This is a genomic window from Gardnerella sp. KA00718 (genome assembly GCF_049244285.1).
Lineage (GTDB): Bacteria > Actinomycetota > Actinomycetes > Actinomycetales > Bifidobacteriaceae > Bifidobacterium > Bifidobacterium vaginale.
This window is the reverse complement of sequence record NZ_CP058370.1, coordinates 534,771-558,405: the sequence shown is the minus strand read 5'-3', so window position 1 is coordinate 558,405 and position 23,635 is coordinate 534,771. Positions and strand designations below refer to the sequence as shown.

Annotated in this window: 22 protein-coding genes; 8 read left to right on the top strand and 14 right to left on the bottom strand. The window is 42.0% G+C overall.

Going from position 1 to position 23,635, the window contains the following annotated elements; genetic code table 11:
* Nucleotides 1-26: 26 nt before the first annotated feature.
* The 6 genes from HXT55_RS02200 to infC all read right to left on the bottom strand — a co-directional run bounded on the left by HXT55_RS02200 (nt 27) and on the right by infC (nt 4,528).
* Nucleotides 27-1,049: a ribokinase gene (locus tag HXT55_RS02200; RefSeq protein ID WP_182835734.1), complete on the bottom strand. Its 1,023-nt coding sequence runs from the start codon at nt 1,047-1,049 to the stop codon at nt 27-29.
* Between the two features lie 81 nt (nt 1,050-1,130).
* On the bottom strand, nt 1,131-2,495 hold the full coding sequence (locus HXT55_RS02195; protein ID WP_421792357.1) for a PFL family protein: 1,365 nt from the start codon (nt 2,493-2,495) through the stop codon (nt 1,131-1,133).
* A gap of 13 nt (nt 2,496-2,508) precedes the next feature.
* Nucleotides 2,509-2,802 (bottom strand): ACT domain-containing protein, encoded by a 294-nt coding sequence (locus HXT55_RS02190; protein ID WP_101891779.1) that lies wholly within the window; start codon nt 2,800-2,802, stop codon nt 2,509-2,511.
* A 376-nt stretch (nt 2,803-3,178) separates the two neighbouring features.
* Complete coding sequence (gene rplT, locus HXT55_RS02185) at nt 3,179-3,562, bottom strand: 50S ribosomal protein L20 (RefSeq protein ID WP_004114536.1); 384 nt, start codon at nt 3,560-3,562, stop codon at nt 3,179-3,181.
* Nucleotides 3,563-3,618: 56 nt separating this feature from the next.
* Nucleotides 3,619-3,813 (bottom strand): 50S ribosomal protein L35, encoded by a 195-nt coding sequence (rpmI, locus tag HXT55_RS02180; RefSeq protein ID WP_004112988.1) that lies wholly within the window; start codon nt 3,811-3,813, stop codon nt 3,619-3,621.
* Nucleotides 3,794-4,528: a translation initiation factor IF-3 gene (gene infC, locus HXT55_RS02175; protein ID WP_013399724.1), complete on the bottom strand. Its 735-nt coding sequence runs from the start codon at nt 4,526-4,528 to the stop codon at nt 3,794-3,796. Before infC ends, rpmI begins: the two co-directional genes overlap by 20 nt.
* 301 nt (nt 4,529-4,829) lie before the next feature.
* Here infC and HXT55_RS02170 point away from each other — a divergent pair, with 301 nt between their 5' ends.
* From HXT55_RS02170 to HXT55_RS02150, 5 genes are all read left to right on the top strand, one after another.
* Nucleotides 4,830-5,567: a thiamine diphosphokinase gene (locus tag HXT55_RS02170; RefSeq protein ID WP_004112993.1), complete on the top strand. Its 738-nt coding sequence runs from the start codon at nt 4,830-4,832 to the stop codon at nt 5,565-5,567.
* Between the two features lie 175 nt (nt 5,568-5,742).
* The gene (gap, locus tag HXT55_RS02165; protein ID WP_004117281.1) at nt 5,743-6,798 is read left to right on the top strand and encodes a type I glyceraldehyde-3-phosphate dehydrogenase; all 1,056 of its coding nucleotides are present in this window, start codon (nt 5,743-5,745) and stop codon (nt 6,796-6,798) included.
* A 110-nt stretch (nt 6,799-6,908) separates the two neighbouring features.
* Nucleotides 6,909-7,409 (top strand): Cys-tRNA(Pro) deacylase, encoded by a 501-nt coding sequence (gene ybaK / locus HXT55_RS02160; RefSeq protein WP_064623090.1) that lies wholly within the window; start codon nt 6,909-6,911, stop codon nt 7,407-7,409.
* 71 nt (nt 7,410-7,480) lie between these two features.
* Nucleotides 7,481-8,440 carry an aldose 1-epimerase family protein gene (locus HXT55_RS02155; RefSeq protein ID WP_421792354.1) on the top strand — a complete coding sequence of 320 codons (960 nt, stop codon included), beginning with the start codon at nt 7,481-7,483 and terminating at the stop codon, nt 8,438-8,440.
* A 102-nt stretch (nt 8,441-8,542) separates the two neighbouring features.
* On the top strand, nt 8,543-8,617 hold the full coding sequence (locus tag HXT55_RS02150) for a 50S ribosomal protein bL37 (protein ID WP_369803150.1): 75 nt from the start codon (nt 8,543-8,545) through the stop codon (nt 8,615-8,617).
* 335 nt (nt 8,618-8,952) lie between these two features.
* On the opposite strand, the gene HXT55_RS02145 is transcribed toward HXT55_RS02150, so the two are convergent.
* The 3 genes from HXT55_RS02145 to HXT55_RS02135 form a co-directional block, all read right to left on the bottom strand.
* The gene (locus HXT55_RS02145; RefSeq protein WP_421792352.1) at nt 8,953-9,741 is read right to left on the bottom strand and encodes a zeta toxin family protein; all 789 of its coding nucleotides are present in this window, start codon (nt 9,739-9,741) and stop codon (nt 8,953-8,955) included.
* A 38-nt stretch (nt 9,742-9,779) separates the two neighbouring features.
* Nucleotides 9,780-10,253, bottom strand: a complete 474-nt coding sequence (locus tag HXT55_RS02140; protein WP_004113003.1) for a helix-turn-helix transcriptional regulator — start codon at nt 10,251-10,253, stop codon at nt 9,780-9,782.
* 535 nt (nt 10,254-10,788) lie between these two features.
* Entirely contained in the window at nt 10,789-12,192 is a 1,404-nt protein-coding gene (locus HXT55_RS02135; protein WP_421792350.1) for a hypothetical protein, read from the bottom strand.
* Nucleotides 12,193-13,029: 837 nt separating this feature from the next.
* Between HXT55_RS02135 and galE the strand changes: the two genes are divergently transcribed.
* Nucleotides 13,030-14,040, top strand: a complete 1,011-nt coding sequence (gene galE, locus HXT55_RS02130) for a UDP-glucose 4-epimerase GalE (protein WP_004116755.1) — start codon at nt 13,030-13,032, stop codon at nt 14,038-14,040.
* 224 nt (nt 14,041-14,264) lie between these two features.
* Here galE and HXT55_RS02125 read toward each other — a convergent pair whose 3' ends face one another.
* From HXT55_RS02125 to HXT55_RS02110, 4 genes are read right to left on the bottom strand one after another with little or no spacing between them, the layout of a single operon-like run.
* Entirely contained in the window at nt 14,265-15,377 is a 1,113-nt protein-coding gene (locus HXT55_RS02125; RefSeq protein WP_004113009.1) for an ROK family transcriptional regulator, read from the bottom strand.
* 47 nt (nt 15,378-15,424) lie between these two features.
* Entirely contained in the window at nt 15,425-16,282 is an 858-nt protein-coding gene (locus HXT55_RS02120) for a carbohydrate ABC transporter permease (protein WP_004113011.1), read from the bottom strand.
* Nucleotides 16,279-17,232 (bottom strand): carbohydrate ABC transporter permease, encoded by a 954-nt coding sequence (locus HXT55_RS02115; protein ID WP_075038671.1) that lies wholly within the window; start codon nt 17,230-17,232, stop codon nt 16,279-16,281. The genes HXT55_RS02120 and HXT55_RS02115 overlap by 4 nt, the downstream gene beginning before the upstream one ends.
* Complete coding sequence (locus HXT55_RS02110) at nt 17,229-18,569, bottom strand: extracellular solute-binding protein (RefSeq protein WP_421792347.1); 1,341 nt, start codon at nt 18,567-18,569, stop codon at nt 17,229-17,231. Before HXT55_RS02110 ends, HXT55_RS02115 begins: the two co-directional genes overlap by 4 nt.
* Nucleotides 18,570-18,915: 346 nt before the next feature.
* Between HXT55_RS02110 and HXT55_RS02105 the strand changes: the two genes are divergently transcribed.
* Together HXT55_RS02105 and HXT55_RS02100 are read left to right on the top strand one after the other, a co-directional pair.
* Complete coding sequence (locus HXT55_RS02105; protein ID WP_004113017.1) at nt 18,916-20,232, top strand: PTS sugar transporter subunit IIC; 1,317 nt, start codon at nt 18,916-18,918, stop codon at nt 20,230-20,232.
* A gap of 5 nt (nt 20,233-20,237) precedes the next feature.
* The gene (locus HXT55_RS02100; RefSeq protein ID WP_421792344.1) at nt 20,238-22,139 is read left to right on the top strand and encodes a DUF4838 domain-containing protein; all 1,902 of its coding nucleotides are present in this window, start codon (nt 20,238-20,240) and stop codon (nt 22,137-22,139) included.
* Between the two features lie 206 nt (nt 22,140-22,345).
* Here the strand turns inward: HXT55_RS02100 and galK are convergent, their stop codons facing one another.
* On the bottom strand, nt 22,346-23,623 hold the full coding sequence (gene galK / locus HXT55_RS02095) for a galactokinase (RefSeq protein ID WP_174190884.1): 1,278 nt from the start codon (nt 23,621-23,623) through the stop codon (nt 22,346-22,348).
* Nucleotides 23,624-23,635: the final 12 nt, after the last annotated feature.

Below are 23,635 nucleotides of genomic sequence, written 5' to 3'. Positions count from 1 at the left end.
GATTAGTCTAGCAGCATACAGCGCCACTACTCAAACGCACGAACCACCTGTTGCGCGCTGCCGTAAGACGATTGCGCTCCAAATCCTGTTGCTGCGTATGCAGAAACATATGTTGCCACTTGCGCACTTTGAGCTAAACTAAATCCAGCGGCGAGTCCTGCCAAAACGGTTCCCATAAATGCGTCACCGCATCCCGTGGTGTCTACTGCAGAAACTTTTTGCGGGCATATGCGAACAGCCTTTTTACCATCTTCCGCATTGTAATCTAAAACAACAGAGCCTTCTGCACCAAGAGTCACAACTGCCTCGTCGAAACCATACTCGTGCATAATGCGCGCCGCATCAAACCAGTCAAAATCATCCCAATTGCCATCTTCTGGCTCGTGAATTTTAAGCAATTGCGCCATTTCATGCTCGTTTACAAGCAGTATGCTTGCGTTTTCAATCAACTCGCGTGGCAGCTCGCTTACAAAAGGCGAATTATTAAGTAAAACTTTTACGCCAGCTGTGCGCGCAATTTTTGCAGCCTCCGTTACAGTTTCCATTGGGCTTTCAAGGCACAATCCTAAAACGCTTGCACTGCTAATAGCCTTCTTAACATCTTCTTGACTAATATATTCCACACTTACTTTTGCATTAGATCCTGGAGCATAGACGATTGTGTTTTCGCCAGCTTTTGCATCTACTGTTATTACTGTTGCGCCACTTTTTATGCCTTCTACGTGCAAAATTTTAGACGTGTCTACACCTGCAGATTCTAGCGTGTTAAGAAGGAATTCTGCGTTTTCGTCGCTGCCTACAGCACCAAACATTTGCACATTCGCGCCGATTTTTGCTGCAGAAACGGCTTGATTACCAGATTTTCCTCCTGGTAGTACTCGCAAATCACTTCCGTTTACAGTTTCTCCAGGATTTGGAAGACGGTCGGCAACTATTGTGTAATCTGCGTTCATGGAACCTACTACAGCAACATGATTTTGACTTTCGCCTATTTTTTTAAGCGCGTTAGCAAGATTTTCGTTGCTTAACGGAGTAGTTTTTTCTATCATAGAAACCCTTTCATAAATATTCATAAATATTCACAGATATTCACACAATTTTAGACGTCGTCACTTTTAGACGACATCGCCCTAATTTTTAAAGCTATGCACAGGCGCTGGAATTCGCCCACCGCGCGAAACAAACTCCTCGCAGCTTTCGGTGTTTACTGGCATAATCGGAGCATACCCCATTAAACCGCCAAAATTGGCCATTTGCCCAACGCTTTTCCCTTCCACAGGGATTATGCGCACAGCAGTTGTTTTTTGATTTATCATTCCTATTGCTGCCTCATCCGCTATCATTCCAGATATTGTTGCAGCTGTTGTGCTTCCAGGAATTGCAATCATGTCTAAGCCTACAGAGCAAACGCACGTCATTGCTTCTAGCTTTTCTATTCTAAGGCAGCCTGACTTTGCCGCAGCAATCATGTTTGCGTCTTCCGAAACAGGTATAAACGCGCCAGAAAGCCCACCAACGTAGCTGCTAGCCATTATTCCGCCTTTTTTAACTTGATCATTAAGCATTGCAAGAGCGGCTGTTGTGCCAGGAGCGCCAACAGTAGAAAGTCCGATTTTTTCTAAGACTTCGCCTACGGAGTCTCCCACGGCTGGTGTTGGCGCAAGCGACAAGTCGATTATGCCAAACGGCACCCCTAGCCTTCTAGATGCCTCTTGCGCAACCAACTGGCCTACTCGCGTAATCTTAAAAGCCGTGCGCTTAATCGTTTCGCACAAGAACGCAAAATCCTTCCCGCGCGCCTCGTCTAGCGCGCGCGAAACCACGCCTGGTCCAGATACGCCAACGTTTATCACAGCGTCTCCTTCTGTTACGCCGTGGAATCCACCTGCCATAAACGGATTATCGTCTGGAGCGTTGCAGAATGCTACGAACTTCACGCACCCGTAGGAGTCTCGGTCTGCAGTCGCCTGTGCAATTTGTTTGACTACTCGCCCAAGTAGTTCCACGCAATCCATGTCAATTCCAGTGCGTGTGGATCCTACGTTTGCACTTGAGCACACAATATCTGTCTCACTCAAGGCTTTTGGCAGCGACTCTATAAGCATGCGGTCGGCTGTTGTCATGGATTTTGCAGGCAGCGCTGAGTAGCCGCCAATCAGATCCACTCCAACTTTTTTTGCTGCTTTGTCTAGTGCGTGCGCAATTTGCACAAAATCGTCTGGGCTTTTACACGCAGAAGCTCCAACTAGGCTTATTGGTGTTACGGTTATGCGCTTGTTCACAATAGGAATTCCGTAGTCGCGTTCAATCGCGCAGCCCGTACTGACTAAGTCTTTTGCAAGGCGCGTAATCTTGTTGTACACGTTTTCGCACACTTTTTGCACGCTTGCGTCTGCACAGTCTAGCAGGTTTATTCCCATTGTTATGGTTCTAACGTCGAGTTTTTCTTGCTCGATCATTGAGTTTGTTTCGCTCACTTCCATAATGTTTAGCATGGGTTTCTCCTACTCACACTCGGTGCATGTTTGTAAAAATTTCCGCGCGCTGGCAGTGTATGCGAACGCCGATTTCTTCGCCTAGTTTTGCTAGTTCTTCCGCTAATTCGCCAAATTCTACGCTTATTTCATTTACATCTACAATCATCATCATGTTAAAAAAGCCGTTGACGATTGTTTGAGATATGTCTAGTATATTCGCTTTGCGGCTTGCTAAATCTGATGTTACTTTGGCTATGATTCCTACGGCATCTTTGCCTACTACGGTGATTACGGCTTTGTTTTCATCATGATTAGTGGTGTTCATAATCACTCCTATTGGCGATTCTTCTCTTTATCGAGCTTATTATTTTTTTATTTTTTATTTTTATTATTTTTTATTAGGCGCAAACCCTTGCCAATCGACGGTTGCTGGCGACTTTTCAGCACGCCACCTGATCTGTTTCGCTCTAGCAAAGCGCTGGTTTTTGCTCAATGCTTATACTATTGCCCGTTATGTATAAAACGCAACATACATAATACATATGCAAAATACTTATACAAAAACCCGCCACAATGGGCGGGTTTAATATAAAAACCTAGCTAAACTATCTATTTAGCTTAATCTAGTCAGTCTAATCTATTTAGCCTGACTAGTCAGCTTAGCTAGAATAGTCAGACCGAACAGGCTAAATCAAACTAAATCAGGCTTCTACAGGAGCATTCACATCAGCTGGCAAAGCAGCCTTAGCAGCTTCAACGATTGCCTTGAAGGTTTCAACGTCGCTAACAGCGAGCTCAGCCAAAGCGCGGCGATCCAATTCGATGCCAGCCAAACGCAAGCCCTGAATGAAGCGGTTGTAGGTGATTCCTTCTGCGCGAACTGCAGCGTTAATACGCTGAATCCACAACTTGCGGAAGTCGCCCTTGCGAGCCTTGCGGTCGCGGAAGTTGTAAGTAAATGAGTGAAGCAGCTGTTCCTTTGCCTTACGATAAAGACGGGAACGCTGACCGCGATAACCCGAAGCCCTATCAAGAACAACGCGACGCTTCTTGTGAGCATTAACTGCGCGCTTTACTCGTGCCATAAGTATTCCTCAGCTTTCTTAAAAAATCTTTAATTGCGTCTTCGCTTTACTGCAACTTACTTAGCCAGCAAGCCCTTCAAATTCTTGCTCTGTGCTGTAGCCAAAACTTTATCTGCAGACAAAGCACGACGCTTGCGAGCAGACTTATGCTCCAAGTTGTGGCGCATTGCGCTACCATCGTGCATTACCTTACCAGTGCCGGTAAGGCGAACGCGCTTGGACGCTGCGGAATTAGTTTTCATCTTCGGCATTGCTGCCCTCCTTATGATTCTGATCAGATTCTACAGAAGCTTGTGCTGCGACTGCTGCCGCATCCTGAGTTCCTTGCTTTGCTGCAAGACGCGCTGCCTGGCGAGCCTGACGTTCTGCGCGCGATTCAGCGCCTCTACGACGCTGCTCAGACTGAGTATGAATCTTCTTGCCCTTAGGAGCGAGAGTCATTATTATGTTACGACCCTCCTGCTTAGGGGCAAACTCAATAGTTCCACTTTCGGAAACCTCATCTGCAAGCCTACGCAATAACTCAACTCCGCCGATAGGACGCGATTGCTCGCGACCACGCAGCATAATGGTGACTTTAACTTTATCGCCGCCATTTAGGAATCGAAGAACATGACCCTTCTTAACGTCGAAATCATGATCATCAATCTTGAGTCGGAAACGAATTTCCTTAATCTCAGCTGTGCTTTGATTACGACGCGCTTCACGAGCCTTAATCTTCTCGTTGTACTTGTACTTACCGTAGTCAATAAGCTTGGCTACAGGAGGCTTAGCAGTAGGTGCCACCTCGACGAGATCGAGGTTCGCTTCCTTTGCCAGGTTCAACGCTACCGAGGTCGCGATGACCCCCACTTGCTCGCCTTTCGGACCGATAAGGCGTACCTGGGAGACGCGAATCTCTTCGTTAATGCGTGGTTCGTCGCTAATGATGACTCCAATCCTTGTTAAAACAGTGGAACAGCACACCAAAAGGCAAAGATAAATTCAAGTTCACACATCAATCAAAATAAGCACGCAACCTAAATTCATAGCCGTGCGGCTTTGTAGCAATAAATAAATGCCACGTGACCGAAGTCATGAACCCGAAACCACTTTGGGCTTCCAGGTGGGATATACCACTTTCTTGATTACTCAAGCCAAATGTCTATTCTACTTGGAGCCTTGACATTAATCAATGCCAATAATCAGCCGTGCTCAAAAATACTAAACAAATCGCAGTAAAACACGCAAAATAAACGCAATTCCACGCGCGCGATATTATAAGTCTATGGAGCCTTTAAAGCGCTGCGTTGTTTTAGCAGCTGGAGATTATTACGACCATACGCGCGAACATGTTCCTGATCGCGCTTTAACTATTGCGGCAGATGGTGGCTGGGATCATGCGTGCAGACTCGGCTTGCATGTTGATGCTCTAATCGGTGACTTTGATTCTGTGCGCTTAAAGCTTCCAACAGACGCTGCAATTACGCGACTTCCCGCCGAAAAAGATGATCCAGATTTGCTTTCTGCTCTTAAAGTTGGCTGGGCTAAAGGTTCTAGAGAATTCCATATTTTTGGCGGCTTAGGTGGTCGCGTCGATCACACGATTTCCAATATTCAGCTTATGGTTCGACTTGCCGTTAGAGGCGGAATTGGATTCTTGTATGGAGACGGCACGATTGTTACAGCAATTCACAACGGTTCTCTCGACTTTCCTGCATCTAATGGTCACGAAGGCCGCATGGTGTCTGTGTTTTCTCACACACCTGTTTCTAGCGATGTAAATGAGATTGGTCTTAAATATCAACTTCAGCACGCAACTATGTATGGTGATGCCGTTCAAGGCTTAAGCAACGAGTTACTAAACGATACTCCTGCACATATCGACGTTCACGAAGGAACGCTTGTAATCACCTTCCCTATAGACGCTCCACTGCCGCAAGTCAGCTGGTTTAAGCGGCCAGTTGGCGATTTGGGAGATATAAACACTAGCATTTCAAGCGCTCTAGCTGTGCCATCAAAATAGCGTAAATAATCGCAAATTTGCGGTGTAGAGAGCAAAAATGCCTCGTAATGCGTCGTACATACCGCACATTAAAATGAACATGTTAGTTTAAATAACGAAGACCAAAACGTATTGTTAAAAATCGCGAAAAATCGCTAGAACTATGCGTTAAGGTTTCACTCAAGGGAGATCCCATATGACAGTCAAGATTGGTATTAACGGCTTTGGACGTATCGGCCGTTTGGCATTCCGTCGTATTTTTGAGCTTCAGGCTCGTGGCGGTCAAGCTGGCGATATCGAAGTCGCAGCCATCAACGATCTGACCACTCCTTCGATGCTTGCTTACTTGCTTAAGTACGACAGCACTCATGGCACTTTCCGCCACGACGACGGCACCCCAGTTGAGGTTACCTCCACCGAAGACGCAATCGTCGTAGATGGTAAGACTTACAAGGTTTACGCTGAAAAAGACGCAAACAATATTCCATGGGTTAAGAACGATGGCGTTGAGTTCGTGCTCGAATGCACTGGTTTCTACACTTCTGCAGAAAAGTCCCAGGCTCACTTGAACGCTGGAGCTAAGAAGGTTCTTATCTCTGCTCCTGCTAAAGACGAAACCACCCCAACCGTTGTGTTTGGTGTGAACCAAGAGATCCTAAAGCCAACCGACAACATTGTGTCCGCTGGATCCTGCACCACTAACTCCATGGCTGCAATGGTTAAGCTTTTGCAGGATAACTGGGGCATTAAGTCTGGCTTCATGACCACAATCCACGCTTACACTGGCACCCAGATGATTCTCGACGGCCCACGCGGCTCCAAGCCACGCAACAACCGCTCTGCTGCTTGCAACACCATCGAGCACTCCACTGGTGCTGCTAAGGCAATCGGCAAGGTTGTTCCAGAAGTTAATGGCAAGCTTCAGGGTCATGCTCAGCGTATTCAGGTTCCAGATGGATCTGTTACCGAGTTGACCACTGTTCTCGAGAAGCCAGCAACCACCGAAGAAATCAACGAAGCCTTCAAGAAGGCTTTCGAAAACTGCGAGTACTTCGGTTACAATGCTGACAGCATCGTGTCTTCTGACATCATCGGCGACACCCACGGTGGCGTTTTCGATCCAACTCAGACCGATGTTAACACTGTTGACGGCGTAACTTTAGCTCGTACCGTTACCTTCTACGATAACGAGTACGGCTTTACTGCTAACATGATTCGCACCTTGCTTTACTTCGCTGAGATTGCTGAGTAAAGTTAGCGAAACACGGTAAAGCTAATAAAGCTTAAATAAAAGCTATAAACCCCTTGCGGTGACTCATCGCAGGGGGTTTTCGCAAAGCATTTTGCACACTGGGGGTAAAAATGAGCAAAAAACATGCTACGACAAGTAAAGCAACGCCAGCAATCGCACAGTTAGAAAACGCTGGAATTACGTTCCGTGTTGTTGACTATGAGCACGATGCAGACCACATGGATGATGGATATGGCATGGAAGCAGCGCAAAAATTAGGCGTAAATGCTGAACAAGTGTGCAAAACACTTATGGTAGACACTGGGGAAAAACGCGTAGTTGGGATTGTACCAGTAAACAGTAGATTAAGCATGAAGGCGATTGCTAGCGCGGTACACGCCAAAAAAGCTAGTATGACAAGCCCAGATGTAGCTCAACGCGAAAGCGGCTACGTGGTTGGCGGAATCAGCCCATTTGGTCAGCGTACTCATCACGAAACCGTTCTGGATGCTAGTGTTATGCACTTTGATGAGATTCTTGTTTCTGGAGGCAAACGCGGTCTTGATGTTGTTCTAAATCCAAACGATTTAGTTAGCTTGCTTAACGCAACCGTAGCAGATATATTGGCTTAAGTAATACAATTTATATTAGAAGTATTAAATTATATTAGAAGTATTAAAACGTTTTCACACAGGGGTGATTTATGAAATCGTATTCGCTACCACCGCGAACAGGCAACCAATACACGATTTGCCACAAAGATTACAAGGCTACAATAACACAACTTGGAGCTGCACTACGCAATTTTACTTGGAGAAATAGTGATATTGTTGTGCCATTTGAGGCTGACGAGTTACCGCCTTGCTTCAATGGACAAATACTGATTCCTTTCCCAAATCGTGTAGATAAAGCGTCTTACAAGTTCCAAAACGTGTCTTATACTCTGCCTATCGATGAGCGAGATAGAGACACAGCTTTGCACGGCTACGGATACCGCTCATACTGGCAAACTTTAAGCGTTACACAATCCAGTGTGAGTCTTTTATGGCGATCACCAAATATGGAAGGATATCCTTTTGACATTGTTACAATAGCCACTTGGGAGCTTGACGATTATGGGATTCATTTAACGTTGAATACAACCAATCATGGCAATGATGATGCTCCATGGGCTGCTGCAATGCACCCTTGGCTGTGCAACGGATTACAAGGGCATGGAGACGAGATTGATCAACTAAACTCTAAGTGCAAGCTTAAGCTTCCTGCAAAAACGCATGTGCGCGCAAATGAACGTTTAATACCAGTTGGCACAGAAAGCGTGGACGGAACGCGATTTGATTTACGCGATAATCCATTTTTAGTTAATCAGCCATTTGATGATGCTTGGACTGATTTAATTAGGGATGGCGATGAGTGGACTACTGCGATTTTTACGCGCGCTGACGACTTACAAATAGCGGTGAAAGGCGACAAAAGCGTAACATCATTCCAAGTGTGCACTGCAACTGGTTTCCCTGCAGACAAGCATCCTTGCGGAGTTGCTGTAGAACCACAGACGGCATATGCGAATGCATTTAACACAGGAACAGACTTGACTGTTATAGCACCACAGGAAACTGTTGTTAACCAATTTAGAATTTCACCTCTGATTGAGAATATGTAATAGCTGCAGATATGTGACATCTTACGAAAGACAAAAGCTTGAACGTCTTGGCAATGTGCGATAATCCCTAAGGTTGTTCATTTTAATCGTTAGGAGTTTATTATGGGTATGCGTGGACGTAAGCGCAAGGCACGCCGCAAAAAGGCAGCAAATCACGGCAAAAGACCAAATGCTTAAGTTAGTGATTTATTAACCTTTATTTTTGGTGATTTTAAACTATTTTAAAAAAAAAAACGAGCATATTCACTTTTATTGTGGACATGCTCGTTTTTTATATTAACTACGACAAGTCTTTCTTGATATTTCAACGAAAACTCGATTTGTTGACACACCTTTTGCCGCTTATCTGAATTTTTTACCCCACAACTCTTCACTCGGCCTATCTCTTACCCCGCATTTGTTTATCAAAACGCCAAATATGGGAACAAATGCGGGATAAAAAAAAAAAACAAAATACTACAAAATAACCCACTCGCGCAAATCAACCACACTAATGCGAGCTTCTGCAAATTCTACAAACTTTTATCTATCAACTTGTCTAGTTCATTCAACCTATTCTTAGCGTGGCAAATCAACTTTTTCTCATCAATAGTTTTCTTGCCAAAGAGCACTTCCTTAAGAACACTAGCTGCTGTAATATTTGGACTATTTTTATACGAATCAGAATCATATATACATTTTTCGTCTCGCTTGTAAATCTGAATTCTGTCAAATATTTTCGATTGTTCTAATTTCAACAAGTTATCTACTATATTGTTCACAATATTGTCGTGATGATCCTTAGGAGTTGCCCTAGCACTTTTAGGATCTTCCAAATACATTTCCCTGTAGCGAATCAGCGTACTGATCCATGACAATTCAGGTTTTGTTGCAATGACAGCAAGAGAAACACGGTAACCACGATCTATCAACATTTTCGCAGTACTACTAGGAACTTCAACACTGCGCAAAGTACCTTCAATTATGAGATTATATTTTTTAGAACTTAACTCATCAATTAAGCTTCTTACCATTTTTGCGGAAAAAGCACTCGTATATTTAACACTTTCTTTACCGTATTTCTCAAGCAACTCGCAATAATAAGGGTGTTGAGTCCTATAGCTATCAGCATCAAGGATTATTATGTTACCGTTAAATTCTTTTTGTTTTATTACATGAATGGTCGTTTTGCCAGCACCACTTTGACCACCGAGTAAAACCGCCTTAGGATGCAAATCTGCATGCTTATACATTTGTAAAGAACGTAAATTTCTTAACAAACAGTGAGTAAAATACTCTTCGCTAAAATCTTCTATAACCATAGCAAAATCACACTTACCCATATTTTTCTATACGATTGTTAACTATTTTTATTGCAACTTACGTATTCAAGCAAGCGTTCTATGCCATCTAAATATCCGATATAACGATTTATATCTTCAAAATTTGTAGATGTATAAATCTTTGTATTAATTACATCTGATAAATCATCACTAATTGCAATCCATGCATTAGAAGAATCATCAAATTGTATATTCATACTATCCTCGTATTTATATAAACGAGCCAGTAAAAGTGCGCCACGCTCCTTTAAAACTTCAATCTTCATATTCAAATCGTATTTATCAGATGCAGATAATTCTTTTTCATGTACGATATCAAAAAGAGAAACCTTGAATTTATCACAAATCTTATCTATTAACCTAGTTGAAATAGCACTTGTACCATTTTCGTATCGCACAATGCTATTACGAGATACTCCTAATGCTTCAGCTAACTCTTGTTGAGTTATTTTTTTTGAGCGACGTAGTGCTCGAATATTCACAGAAACCATATATACGCCCTTTTATAAAAAATCTGCAATAACAATTAATTCAAAATTAAGATTTAAGATTTATTTGTGATATAAGCATATAACAAAAAACATTGAAGCACCAATTTTGGTGCAAAATCTTTACAAAATTTTTAAACTCTCACAACACATACAAAAATATTAAATTGCTCAATAATTGAAAATAAAAAGGGTCATAAGCCAAAATAAAAGATTTAAAGAAAACAAAAAGGCTCGGAGAGTTGACGCCCCTAGTAGCATCTATCTCCAAGCCCTTAATAATCACAGCACTATTACTGTCCCTAGCAAAAACAGCACTGCTAATTACCCTCAACAGTCAACTCACAAAACCAGCATCACCAGAATCCACTGCGAAAAAAGGAAATTAAGCAAAACAGTAAAAACCAGTAATGCAATCCTGCAAGAAAACTTGCGACAGAAATCAAAGAAAACTACCACAGTTGAGAGCAAAATCATAGAAGTGAGCGCACTGAAAAATACGCAGCACGCTCACCGATAACACTTACGTGCTTTTAGTTTAGTGACGCATCTTGCGAACAGCAGCACCCATACCAGCAAGCATAGAAGCAGCCAAAGCAGTCAAAGCAACACCAACACCAGCATTACCAAGCTTCTCGCCAGCCTTACCACCATGGCCATTGCCACCCTTGGTAGCAAGCTCACCCTTAGCAGCGGCAGCACCGGCCTTACCAGCAGCTGGAGCAGCAGCCTGAGCCTTAGCCTCAACCTTCTTAGCCTCAGCCTTAGCAGCAGCAGGAGCAGCAGGGAAATCAGTAGAAACTGGGTTCAAAGTGTTAGGATCAGCAAAGCCCTTAACAGCAGAAGCCTCAACCTCAACAGCCTTATTATAAGCAGCACGATAATTCACAAGAGCAGTATTATAAGCAGTAGCAGCAAGCAAAGCCTTACCACTCTTCTCTCCGAAATTCTTCTCAGCATCAGCATACTCATGAGTCCTATAAGCATTAGCCTTAGACTGAACAGCCTTCAAATCAATAACAGCAGCCTTGTAAGCATCAGTATCAGTCTTACCAGCCACGCGAAGAGCCTCTTCACGATCAGCAGCAGACTTCACCTGAGCATCCAAAGCAGCCATCTGAGTCTTAGCAGCCTCAAAATCAGCCTTAGACTTAGCAAACTTCTCCTGAGCATCCTTATTAGTAGCATCAGCCTCAGCAAGCACAACCTGAGTACGCATCAACTCAGCAGAAGCAGCAGACTTAGATGGATCAGCAGTCTGAACAGGCTTGGTGTGATCTGGGGTAGTCTGATCTGGCTTAGTCTCACCAGGCTTGGTCTGATCTGGCTTAGTCTCACCACCTGGATTCACACCACGCAAAGCGTTCAAATAACGCTGATTAGCTTCAACCTGAGCCTTAGCAGCAGCAACAGCCTCAGTCTGAGCTGTAACCTTAGCATCAGCAGCATCAAGAGTAGTCTTTAAAGCTTCAGCTTTCTGCTCAAGAGTCTTACCTTCAGCATCTGTAGCCTTAAGCTTCTGTTCAGCCTCAGTCTGAACCTTAGACAAGTTAGTGTATTCTTCAGACTTCTTATATTCTTCAGTAGCCTTGGACTTATCGAAATCCTTATCGCTAAGATGCTTTGCAAGATAAGCAGTCAAGCCATCTTCCACTGCCTTCTTAGCATCTTCTACAGCCTTCTTAGCAGCATCAAACTTGGTTTTAGCATTCTCATAAGCCGTCTTAGCTGCAGCTTGGGCGCTTTGAAGCTTGACCAAACTTATCTCTGCAGTTCTCACAGCACGCTGGCTTTCACGAAGAGTCTTGTTAGCCTCATGAATTTGTACAGCATCAGCAAGAGCATCACCTTTAGCACCAGCGAATGCTGGGGTTGCCATTGCGAAGCCGGCAAGCAAAGTAGCGCCAGCAGCGAAAGCGGCGATAGCCTTCTTATTCATCATTTTAATTTCCTTTCTTCTTCTCCTCCACGTAAAACACGCGAAGAGAAATTTTAAACATCCAACAACATTTCCGAAATATTGTGGATAACCACCATCTAGAGCATCTAGCTAGCAGCTGTTATTAACATACCCCCCCCCGTTTAAAAAAGTCAAGAGGCAACCACATAAAACAAACAGAAAAAAATAATGTTACACACAAACTAATCCACAATAAAAACTATTTTCACCATAATATTTGTGGATTAACACTAATAAAACCGTAAAAACACATTATTTCAAGGTTTTTAAAGAATTTTCCCAGACTTTTCTCAGGAAACTACGCAGACAAGAACACTAACACTATAAAACCATTGAAAAATCAACATTCCACACACATCACACACGCAACACGCCGACACAAACCAACGCCACACCAACACCACACGAAATGCAACACTACAATACAATCGCACACAACTATATTCCCGCATTTGTTCCCTTTTAAGCAAATCTGACTACAAACACGGACGCGATACCTGCCTTCGCGCTCAAAGCGTAGCGCGCGAATGCACTTCGATTCCCGCATTGCTTCTAAAAATTTGCTGCAAAAGTACAAATTCTCGAGCAAGTGTTGTATACTAAAATCACAAAAGATAACATATATGAGCAAAAATGAACACAGAACTGATGGAAAATGTGCATATCACAATCTGTATGTTTTTCAATCTTTCTATTTCAGCTTTTGCTTTATATGATGATTTTTTGCCTTAAAAAATATATAGCGACCTTATACAACCAAGTTCGTATAACAAATCTTATGCAATACTTTTGCGTAAAACATGCAAGAAAGGCTTCAAAATGACAGTCCTTGTAACAGGTGGATGCGGGTACATTGGCGCACACGTTGTTCACGCACTACATCAAGCCAAGCAAAACGTCGTCGTAGTGGATGACCTTAGCTATGGCAAACCAACTCGCATCGAAGGCGCGCGACTTTATGGAATGGATATATCTTCTCCAGACGCTGGTGCGCGACTTGCACAAATCATGAAGGATGAAAATGTTGACTCCGTTATTCACTTTGCAGCGCGCAAGCAGGTTGGGGAATCTGTAGAAAAGCCGCTTTGGTACTATCAGCAGAATATAAACGGCATGCTTAATGTTTTAGAAGCTATGCGACAAAGTGGAGCAAAAAAACTCGTGTTCTCGTCTAGTGCTGCAACATACGGCGAGCCTCCTGTAGAGGTTGTTCCAGAAGACGTTGTACCAATGCTTCCAATTAACCCATATGGTCAAACAAAGCTCTTCGACGAATGGATGGCACGGGCATGTGAAAAACCATACGGCATTCGCTTCTGCGCCCTACGCTACTTTAACGTTGCAGGCTGCGGACCTGTTGAGCTAGAAGATCCAGCTATACTGAACCTTATTCCTATGCTTCTTGAACGTTTACAGAAAGGCAAAGCGCCTGCAATTTTTGGCAGCGACTACCCTACTCCAGATGGCACTTGCATTCGCGACTACATTCATGTTTCCGATCTTGCAGATGCACACATTGCTGCACTATCATACTTGGATCGCGACGAGCGCAAGTACGATGCGTTTAACGTTGGTACTGGAAAGGGCACATCAGTGCGCCAGATTGTTGAAGAGATTCGCAAAGTTACGAAATTGCCATTTAAAGAGGCAATTCTAGATCGTAGAGCTGGCGACCCACCTCAGCTAATTGGCAGCCCGAAGCGAATCAACGAAGAAATGGGATGGCATGCAAAATACAACGTGCAAGACATAGTTGAATCTGCATGGAAAGCTTGGCAAGCAAATCCAGAACATCATATTGACGTTGATACTTGGAAGCAGCAAGACTAAAACAAGATACATAAAAATAAAGACGCATAAACAAAGACACATAAACAAAATAGCTCCTTCGTAAAACGCAACATATGAATCTAAATCACAACATATGTTTATAAACGAAGGAGCTATTTACATTATGATTTATAATTATTTAAATTTGCATTATTGCCAACCAGCCAACAATTAACACAAAACCACTAAGCACACAAACACACTAATGCATACATCAACACGCATCAACAAAGTTCGCTTCGCATAACAGCTACACTTTCTCCAAGCAATGACGCATCTTGTTCTAATGCTGGGAATCGCACTCTTACAGCCCCAAATAGCTTGCTATCAATCCTGCTGTTAATCGCAAACTGCATATTAGCAATAAAAGTATCGTTAATAATACTGCTATCACCATTTACTACCACATCTTCAATACCATTCATAGCTATAGGAATGGCTAATATCTTACCCAAAGAAGTTCCAGCCTGAGTAATAATCCTATCTTTTTCCGATGGAGCATCCGCAATACGCTGTTGCAAACGCGGAATCGATATAAGTGTTTCCAAACATCCTCGTTTACCACAACGACATAAAAGACCATCTTCATCAACAACAACATGTCCAATTTCGCCTGCAGTAAATTTTCCGCCGTCAACAATCTTATTAGAAATCAGTGTTCCTGCACCAACACCACGAGCGATTTGTATGTATATTAAATTACTCGATCCATTAGCAAGTTGTTTTTCTCCCAAGGCTGCAGCATTAGCATTATTATCAACACGAACCGGAACATTAAATATTTTTCGCAAATCATCCGCCAGTGTAACATTTTTCCAACCTAGATGAGGTGCTGATAGAATTTTCCCTTCATCGTCAATAACTCCAGGAGATGAGATACCAATTCCCAATAGTGGTGCCGTAGTCTTTTTACGCAAATCAACGATTAAAGACACAATATCATCTACAGAAAGCTTGTCATCTAAACGAATCGGAGTTTGAATACGCTCTATAACATTTCCAACAAGATTTGTTATAGCTCCAACAATCGTATTCTCTCCAGCAATGTCAACAACTATTATTTGCCTAGAATTCTCGCATAAATGCAATAAAACTGCAGGCTTACCAGGGCACGTTGCAGACTTTGTTTTGCCTTCTTTTACAAGACCGTCGGAAATCAAGGATTCTACCACTGCGGATGCAGACGATTTAGATATACCAGTTAATTTTGCCACATCAGATCTCGAAAGAATATAATTTGAGTAAAGAAGATTTAAAACATTACAACGATTCTTCTTACGAATATCTTCTGGCGTAAATGAGATCAATCTATTACGCGAATCATCAGAGTCTTTCATTCTTTGTTTCTCCTAAGATTCCCACACTAGGTAATTATTTATTTTTATCATTTTATTGCGCCTTGCATAGAACCAAACGTAAGACCATGTTGAATAATCAAGAAGAAAACAATCACTGGCACAGAGAAAATCAGAGATGCAGCCATCTGAGCACCAACATCAACTCCTGAAGGTGTTGCAAATGACGCCAACCATACAGGAAGAGTGTATTTTTCTTGAGTTTTCATAAAAGTATACGCTATTAAATAATCATTCCATGCGTGAATACAAGCAAATACTGATGTTGCGATAATCCCTGGAGCTGCAAGCGGAAATGTAATCCTCCACAAAATTTGCCATTCACTAGCACCTTCAACACGAGCTGATTCAAAAATAGACATTGGCATAGCTAAGAAAAATCCTCGCAAATTCCAAATTGCCACTGGAAGCACAGCAGTAACATAAGCTAAAACTAAACCAACGTAAGTATCAAGCATTCCAAAACGATTGAAAACAATGAATTGTGGTATAAGAATTGCTGTTGCTGGAATCATTTGCACAACAATCACAGCAGCCATAATAAGCTTTCTGCCAGCAAACGCGTGCATAGTTAAAGCAGCACAAGCCAAAAACGCTACAATAACCGCAATAACTACACTCAACACTGTTACCAACAGACTATTGCAAGCATATGAAAGCATTGAATCAGAAGAAAAAGCATCATGCATATGTTCAAACGACCAGTGACTTGGTAACAAAGTTGGCTTGGATTGTAGAACTTCGTTTCGAGGTGAAAATGCCGTAACACACATCCAATACACGGGGAAAATCCATACAATAATAAACACAAAAGCAAGCAACGTGTTAATAATTTTATTCAATGTAACGCGCCTACGAAGCAAATCCAATAAGGTAACTATCTTCATAGCTCATCACCATTCTTTAGAAGTCGTCTAATATAGTAAACCGTGGCAAAAAAGAGTATCAGAGTAGTTACCACGCTTATTGCAGAGCCTTGTCCAATAGAAAAATTAATAAATGCTTTCTTATATGTAAAAACTCCAACGGTTGCAGTAGATTCACGAGGACCGCCCTGAGTAAGTAACCATATTTGATTAAATACGTTGAAATCCCATATGCAAGAAAGTATGGTTATAGCCGTTAATTGTGGAGCCAATATAGGTACTGTAATTTGCCAATATATACGCGTTTTTGAAGCTCCGTCAACTGCCGCAGCCTCAGCATATTCAGGAGCAATCTGCTTTTGTGCCGCATATAAGGTAATAGCAATATATGGAACAGCCTGCCATACGATTATTAATCCAATACAGCAAAAAGCTAAATTCGTGTTACTAGTCCACGAAAGATTGCGAATATTGCCAAAAATTTTTAACTGAGTTAACAGCCAACCTACTACTCCATAACCAGGTTGAAACATCCATTTAAACACTAATGCAGCAGCAACATTAGGCATTGCCCATGCAGCTACAAGAACAATAGACATAATCACCCTTACTACTGCAGATTGTTTAAACATGGTTTGCGCAACCCACATCCCTATAAGCACGCTAGTAATAACGAGAAATGCAGCAAAAGCAATTGTGATTCCTAGAGAATAGTAGAATCCTTTGTCTGCAAAAAGAGCTAAATATTGCTGAATGCCAACGAACTCGAATTCTCCAGTAAACAACGATCTAGCATTAAAATTGCTAAGAGATGCTACAACAAGCATAAGTAGAGGCAAAATAACCAACACTATAAGTAATATGCAAGCTGGAAGTAGCATTAGAACTGGAACTATTTTACTAGCACTGTTACTAGCAGATTTACTAGCACATCTACTACTATAATTTTTGCTAACTTTTAGGAGCCTCATAAGTCACCACCAACCTGATTATGAGAGAAAATCTCTTGTGCATTGTCATGAAATACGCGTGCTGCTTGCAAAACAGATTTTGCAGACATAGCAGATGAAGCGAATAATTCTTTAAGAGAACCATCTGCTTCGATAGTCGACCATCCAGGAGCTGCAGGAGTTGATTGAGATACTCTAGCTGTTTCGAAGAATCCTTTTTGCACCTCGTCTAAATCGCGAGAATGTAAATATTCATCCAACAAGTCAATACTATTAGGAAGCCAACCATCGTGTTCCACAATCCACTTACGCTGAATTAAAGGGCTTGCAGCAATGCGTATCCATTTTAATGCCAACGCAACGTTGCTACTTCTAGACGGTATTGCCCAGTCTGAACCAGCAAGAACAGAAGGTTGTATACCCTTACCATTTACGCTTGGCATTGGAAATGTAGCAAAATCTTTTCTAGAAAGAGATGGATTAATTGAGATTGCCTTTGTAACAGCTGCACTATTTGTCAATACTGCTGAAGCTTTTTGTTGAGCGAGTATTTGCGCTTGATCAGGATTATTTATTTCAGCAGATCTTGATGCTTCTGTTGAGAACGCGTTTTGAAAATCTGCCCATTTTTTAAGTCCTTGTAAGGTTTTCTTACTTATTGCAGACGAATGCCATTGCATTCCATTGAATGAAGCTAAGCTTCCACCACAATCCCAAACAAATTGCATTCCAGCAAACCAATTTTGTCCTGGAAGATACATTGCACTAAAATCCGATTCATTTTTGTGAGCTTGTTTTATTGTGTTAAGTGCAGAAATCAGCTGAGTAAAAGTTGTTGGCTGATTTGTTATTCCAGCTGAAGACCATATGCGTTTGTTGTAAATAACAACTCTAGATGCTGCAAATGCTGGGACAGCATATAGCTTATCTTTATAAATAGCTGGCTCTCGTAATCCTTTAAGCCAACGTTTACCTTGTGAAAGCATTTTTTCGTGTTCTGTTATATCTAGTAATCCTCCACTTGCTGCAAAATCCGCTATTTTTGTATTACCAATATCAACAACATCTGGCGGACGAGATGTAGATAATGCAGTTGTAAGTTTTGTAGAAATACCGTCCCAGGGCTGAACTTGTACATGTACTCGCACGCCTGTTTGTACTTCAAACTGTTTGTTGATTGCGTTAAGTGTTTCTTTTGTAAAATCGTCTTGCATAACCCACACTGTTATGCCATTTTTGGATGAGGATTGGGAAGATACACTGCTTGTTGGCGCTCCTATAGAGCATCCACTAAGCATTATTGCCATTGCTAGCGTAATAACCGCATAAGCAGTACACTTTCCGTATATTCGTCTCATGCGCGCTCCTTGAAAACATATTTGGCTTCGCACCATTGCTTAATCCGTATTACTATTCTACACCTTCATAAGTACGATTTCCGCACTTATTAAATTTTATAAAATACATGCAAAAAATGAATCAAATAGCTCATAAGACAAAGAGCGACACGCTCATAACCGTTGGAATTAAAACGATTCGACAACAAAGTTTGATTTTTGATAATTTAAATGCAATGATAGATATACTTTATTTTTTAACCAATAATTAGAAAGTAAAGCGAACTAAATATGTTCAGTGAAGAACCCTATACATAACATAAGCCAAACAAAAAGTTCATTGATGAACAACAAACAAAGGATAAAAATGGCTAGAAATACAATGATGGATTTTTTGTCCAATAAACTTGCGCCGTTTGGTGAAAAAGTGGCAGCACAACGGCATTTGAAAGCATTGCGTGAAGGCGTGCTTATGGCAATGCCTCTTGTACTTATTGGTTCCATTTTCACATTAATTGGAAGCTTCCCTATTGAAGCGTGGACCAAATGGCTTCACACACACGGCGAATTAGATGCTTTACTTAGCACTATGGCAAATAATTCCTTTGGATTAATCGGTCTAGCAACCGCATTTGGAATTTCATACAGACTTGCAGAATCATACAAAACAGACGGACCTTCTGCAGGAGTTCTTGCAATCGGCGCATTCCTTCTCGTAACTCCACCAATCGCAAGCAAAGAAGGAGCAAACGGCATTCCTTACGGACTTATTGGCGGAAAAGGTTTATTTACAGCAATTGTTATAGCCTTCATAACCGCAGAAATATATCGCCAGTTTATTCAACGTAAATTCACAATTAAAATGCCAAAAAGCGTTCCAGAAGCTGTTGGACATTCGTTTGCAGCACTCGTGCCAGGAACAGTAATAATTGTTCTATTTGCAATAGTAACAAAAGTTTTGCAAGTCACAGGAATTGGCAGCCTCAATAATCTTCTCGCTATTATAGTTGGAACTCCATTAGCTCTTATTGGTGCAACACTTCCAGGAACATTCGTTGCCGTACTCCTCAACTCCGTATTCTGGTTCTGTGGCGTAAACGGCGGTCAAGTTGTTGGTTCTGTTATGAACCCAATCTGGCTTCAGCAAGCCGACGCCAATCGTATTGCTTTGCAAGCTGGTCACGCGCTTCCTAACATCATCACTGCACCGTTCATGGATTTGTTCGTGTACATGGGTGGCGGCGGAGCAACAATCGGTCTTGCGCTCTGCCTTCTCTTCTTCTCAAGGAGCCGCGAATACAAAACATTGGGTCGCATTTCAGGCATACCAGCATTGTTCAACATCAACACTGCTATCCTCTTCAGCTTCCCAACCGTTCTCAATCCTATTATGATCTTCCCATTCATCTTTACGCCTATCATCAATGCTGTAGTAACATACGGCGCTATGGCAACAGGATTAGTTCCTTACACCACTGGTGTCGCACTACCATGGACGACTCCACCAATCATCGGCGGATTCCTTGCTACAGGAAGCTGGCAAGGTGCTGTATTACAAGCACTGCTTGTAGTACTATCCTTTATAATCTACTTCCCATTCTTCAAGGCAGCAGACGCAGCTCATTCTAAGGCTGAAAAGGATTTAATGGATAGCAAGAACAGCGCTACTTCTAAGGAGGATTAATTAACATGTTGTCTAAGACACTATATGTTCAAGCTAATCCTAATACTGGTGAATTTATTTACAATGAGATGGAACGCCTCTGCAAAAGAATGTTTGGCATGAAAATAACGCCTGCAAGCACACTAGAAGAGGCAGATTTCAAGCTTTTATCCGACGAGCAGAAGCAACGTGCGAATCTAAAAGATGCTTTTAGCTTGAAAGTGACTAGCGCAAAAATCTCAATTCACGCTAATACAGATGTAGCACTATTAATTGCCGTTTACAGGTTTGCTTACGAGTTTGGAGCAAGATTCCTAAGACCAGGCAGAAGCAACGAAATACTACCTTCTCTTCGCGAAGAAGACTTTGAAAAGGCAAATATTCAACTTGATGAAACGGCAAGTTTTGCTCATAGAGGTGTATGCATCGAAGGAGCCGACAAGATTGAGAACATAGTCGATTTCATTGATTGGCTTCCTAAAATTGGCATGAATAGCTTCTTTATACAATTTGAAAACCCTTACCCATTCCTCAAACGTTGGTATGAGCACGAGTTTAATCCGTATCAAGAGAAAGAGCCATTCAGCATTGAGATTGCGCAACAAATGAGTGATTCTGTTGATGAAGCAATGCACAAGCGCGGTATTGTTCAGCATAGAGTTGGACACGGTTGGACTGGTGAAGTTCTAGGATACTCCTCAAAATACGGCTGGGAGTCAGGCGTCAGTCTTCCAGAAGACAAGAAGCCACTAGTAGCCGAAATTGCAGGGAAACGAGAACTGTTTAACGGCGCTCCAATATTAACGAGTTTGGATTTTGCAAATCCAGAAGTAACTAAGCAACTTGTTGATATTGTTGTATCGTATGCTAAAGAACATTCAGACGTAGATTATCTGCACGTATGGCTGTCTGACGCTTGCAACAATATTTGTGAATGTGAAGAATGCAAAAAGACATTCCCTTCCGATCAGTACGTTGATTTTCTTAACGCACTTGACAAAAAACTTACGGAAAAAGGTTTGGACACTCATATTTGCTTCTTGCTTTACCACGAATTATTGTTTGCACCAGAGCATGCAAAAATTGCTAATCCAGAACGTTTCACCATGATGTTTGCACCAATTAGTAGAACGTTTGAAAAAAGTTATGCAGACGTTGACTACGAGAATGGTATTCCACAAACTGAAGCCTATAATCGCAACAATACAGTTATGCCGAACTCTCTAGAAGAAAATCTAAGCTACCTGTTTTCTTGGAAAAAAGCCTTCCAAGGAGATGGATTTGTGTACGATTATCCACTCGGACGAGCACATTATGGCGATTTAGGATACATGGCTATAAGTTCAACTATTTACCGCGATATTGCACATCTTAGTAAGTTAGGATTAGATGGATACATTTCTTGCCAAGAGCTTCGAGCAGGATTCCCACATAATTTCCCTAATTATGTTATGGGATCCATGCTGTGGAATAATACGCGCACTTACGATGACATAAAGCAAGAATACTTTGCATCACTGTATGGCAGTAATTGGAAAACTGCTGTAGATTGGCTGCAAACCGTTTCTTACCTTTCTTCATGCGATTATTTCAACGCCATTGGTGAAAGAATTAATCTAAAGCAAAGCGAACAGTTCAATGCCATTGCTTGCTTAGCAGACTCAATGGTAACAACTATTTCTAAACAAATAAGTAATGAAACTGGTCATATTGCTGACGAATGGTTGCTTCTCTCTTGGCATCGTGAATACGTTAAGAAACTTTCCCAAGCATTGCGAGAAATTTCTTGCGGACACAATGAACAAGCGCAACAATATTGGTACGAATTCCTTGATTTTATTAGAAGGGAAGAAAACAATATTCAACCGAATCTTGATGTCTACAGAGTAATCGAAGTAGCTAAAAACTACGCTGGATTCAAGCTTTAATCAAAAATAATCCAAAAGATCAATAAATTACCATTAAGAAGTGCCTTTGATTGTTTCTACAGGTTGAAAAACAAGTAGAGACTTTCAAAGGCACATTTTGTTTATATATTATTTGTTTATACGTTATATGCTATTTATGCACAATATTTATAATACACAATCCTTAAGGCGATACTACTTAAGGTATACACCATTTAAGGCAGATACTACAAAATTCTCTCGCCACTTGACGATGGCACAGCCGAAAGAGCGCGAGGAGCAGCAAAACCACGTTTTGCAAACTCATCAGCAATAGCCTGAGCAATCGGCTTAGCCCTATTAGTATCAACTAAAGCAATAATGGAACCACCAAATCCGCCGCCAGTCATGCGAGCGCCATAAGCTCCCTCATTGCGAGCCACATCAACAGCAGTATCGAGTTCTGGAATAGTAACCTCATAATCATCTCTTAATGAATTATGCGACTGGTTCATCAACTCTCCTGCAAGAGTAATGTCTGTTTTATGGAAAGCCTCAACAAACTCTCGAACGCGATTTATTTCCGTAACAACATGGCGCACTCTTCTCATCATTGTTTCGCCACCAAGCTTCTGCACTCGATTAAGAGTATCTTGTAAAGTCTGCTGTGAATCCACACTATTAGAAATAGAATCAGCAACAGCTCGCAAAGATGACACGTTAAGCGCTTGAGCAGCCTCTTGGCACATCATTCGACGAGCAGCATATTGACCATCATTAAGCTGGTGAGGGGCGCACGTATCTACAACCAGCAGTTCTAGATTATTCGCCGCCAAATCAAACGGCTGTTGGCTAACACTTTGCAATGGCGTCAAATTCTTCTTGCAGTCCAACAGAAGCGCATTACCTTCAACACATCGCAAAGAAGCATTTTGGTCCAAGCCTCCAGTTGAAGCTCCAGCCATTTCATTCTCTGCCATAATCGCCGCATGAATAAGCTGCACGCGCCCAACATCCGAATCAGATAATCCTAAGTCAAATGCATCACTTAAAGCGAGCGCAATAGAACATGTCATTGCTGCAGAAGAGCTTAAGCCTGATCCAAGTGGAACGCATGAAACAAATGCAGCATCAAAACCACGTACCTTTAAGTAGCCTGCTTTACGCAATGCCCACGCTACTCCAATAGCGTATGCCGCCCAACCTTTTACATCTCCAGCATGTAGATGATCAAGATCCGCTTGTTCGATTGACATAGGGTTAACGCTTGAAACTACTCTAACTTTTGTGTCTCTTCTAGGATGCAACGCAACAAAAGTGCGATGCGGAAGAGCGATAGGCAAGCATAATCCTTCGTTATAATCCGTGTGTTCACCGATAATGTTTACTCGCCCAGGGCTTGCCCACACTCCACCATTATCTTGCAAACGCATGCTGCAATATTCGCCAAAAGTCTCGCTGAATAATGATGTTGCCTGTCTGGCACCATCATTATTCTTCACTGATTCGATAAATGATACTGGCATAATAGCACTCCT

What these genes read in the sequence shown, in the direction of transcription:
- HXT55_RS02200 (WP_182835734.1), bottom strand. Translation starts at nt 1,049, where the DNA reads ATGATAGAAAAAACTACTCCGTTAAGCAACGAAAATCTTGCTAACGCG.
- HXT55_RS02195 (WP_421792357.1), bottom strand. Translation starts at nt 2,495, where the DNA reads ATGCTAAACATTATGGAAGTGAGCGAAACAAACTCAATGATCGAGCAA.
- HXT55_RS02190 (WP_101891779.1), bottom strand. Translation starts at nt 2,802, where the DNA reads ATGAACACCACTAATCATGATGAAAACAAAGCCGTAATCACCGTAGTA.
- rplT (WP_004114536.1), bottom strand. Translation starts at nt 3,562, where the DNA reads ATGGCACGAGTAAAGCGCGCAGTTAATGCTCACAAGAAGCGTCGCGTT.
- rpmI (WP_004112988.1), bottom strand. Translation starts at nt 3,813, where the DNA reads ATGCCGAAGATGAAAACTAATTCCGCAGCGTCCAAGCGCGTTCGCCTT.
- HXT55_RS02170 (WP_004112993.1), top strand. Translation starts at nt 4,830, where the DNA reads ATGGAGCCTTTAAAGCGCTGCGTTGTTTTAGCAGCTGGAGATTATTAC.
- gap (WP_004117281.1), top strand. Translation starts at nt 5,743, where the DNA reads ATGACAGTCAAGATTGGTATTAACGGCTTTGGACGTATCGGCCGTTTG.
- ybaK (WP_064623090.1), top strand. Translation starts at nt 6,909, where the DNA reads ATGAGCAAAAAACATGCTACGACAAGTAAAGCAACGCCAGCAATCGCA.
- HXT55_RS02155 (WP_421792354.1), top strand. Translation starts at nt 7,481, where the DNA reads ATGAAATCGTATTCGCTACCACCGCGAACAGGCAACCAATACACGATT.
- HXT55_RS02145 (WP_421792352.1), bottom strand. Translation starts at nt 9,741, where the DNA reads ATGGTTATAGAAGATTTTAGCGAAGAGTATTTTACTCACTGTTTGTTA.
- HXT55_RS02140 (WP_004113003.1), bottom strand. Translation starts at nt 10,253, where the DNA reads ATGGTTTCTGTGAATATTCGAGCACTACGTCGCTCAAAAAAAATAACT.
- HXT55_RS02135 (WP_421792350.1), bottom strand. Translation starts at nt 12,192, where the DNA reads ATGATGAATAAGAAGGCTATCGCCGCTTTCGCTGCTGGCGCTACTTTG.
- galE (WP_004116755.1), top strand. Translation starts at nt 13,030, where the DNA reads ATGACAGTCCTTGTAACAGGTGGATGCGGGTACATTGGCGCACACGTT.
- HXT55_RS02125 (WP_004113009.1), bottom strand. Translation starts at nt 15,377, where the DNA reads ATGAAAGACTCTGATGATTCGCGTAATAGATTGATCTCATTTACGCCA.
- HXT55_RS02120 (WP_004113011.1), bottom strand. Translation starts at nt 16,282, where the DNA reads ATGAAGATAGTTACCTTATTGGATTTGCTTCGTAGGCGCGTTACATTG.
- HXT55_RS02115 (WP_075038671.1), bottom strand. Translation starts at nt 17,232, where the DNA reads ATGAGGCTCCTAAAAGTTAGCAAAAATTATAGTAGTAGATGTGCTAGT.
- HXT55_RS02110 (WP_421792347.1), bottom strand. Translation starts at nt 18,569, where the DNA reads ATGAGACGAATATACGGAAAGTGTACTGCTTATGCGGTTATTACGCTA.
- HXT55_RS02105 (WP_004113017.1), top strand. Translation starts at nt 18,916, where the DNA reads ATGGCTAGAAATACAATGATGGATTTTTTGTCCAATAAACTTGCGCCG.
- HXT55_RS02100 (WP_421792344.1), top strand. Translation starts at nt 20,238, where the DNA reads ATGTTGTCTAAGACACTATATGTTCAAGCTAATCCTAATACTGGTGAA.
- galK (WP_174190884.1), bottom strand. Translation starts at nt 23,623, where the DNA reads ATGCCAGTATCATTTATCGAATCAGTGAAGAATAATGATGGTGCCAGA.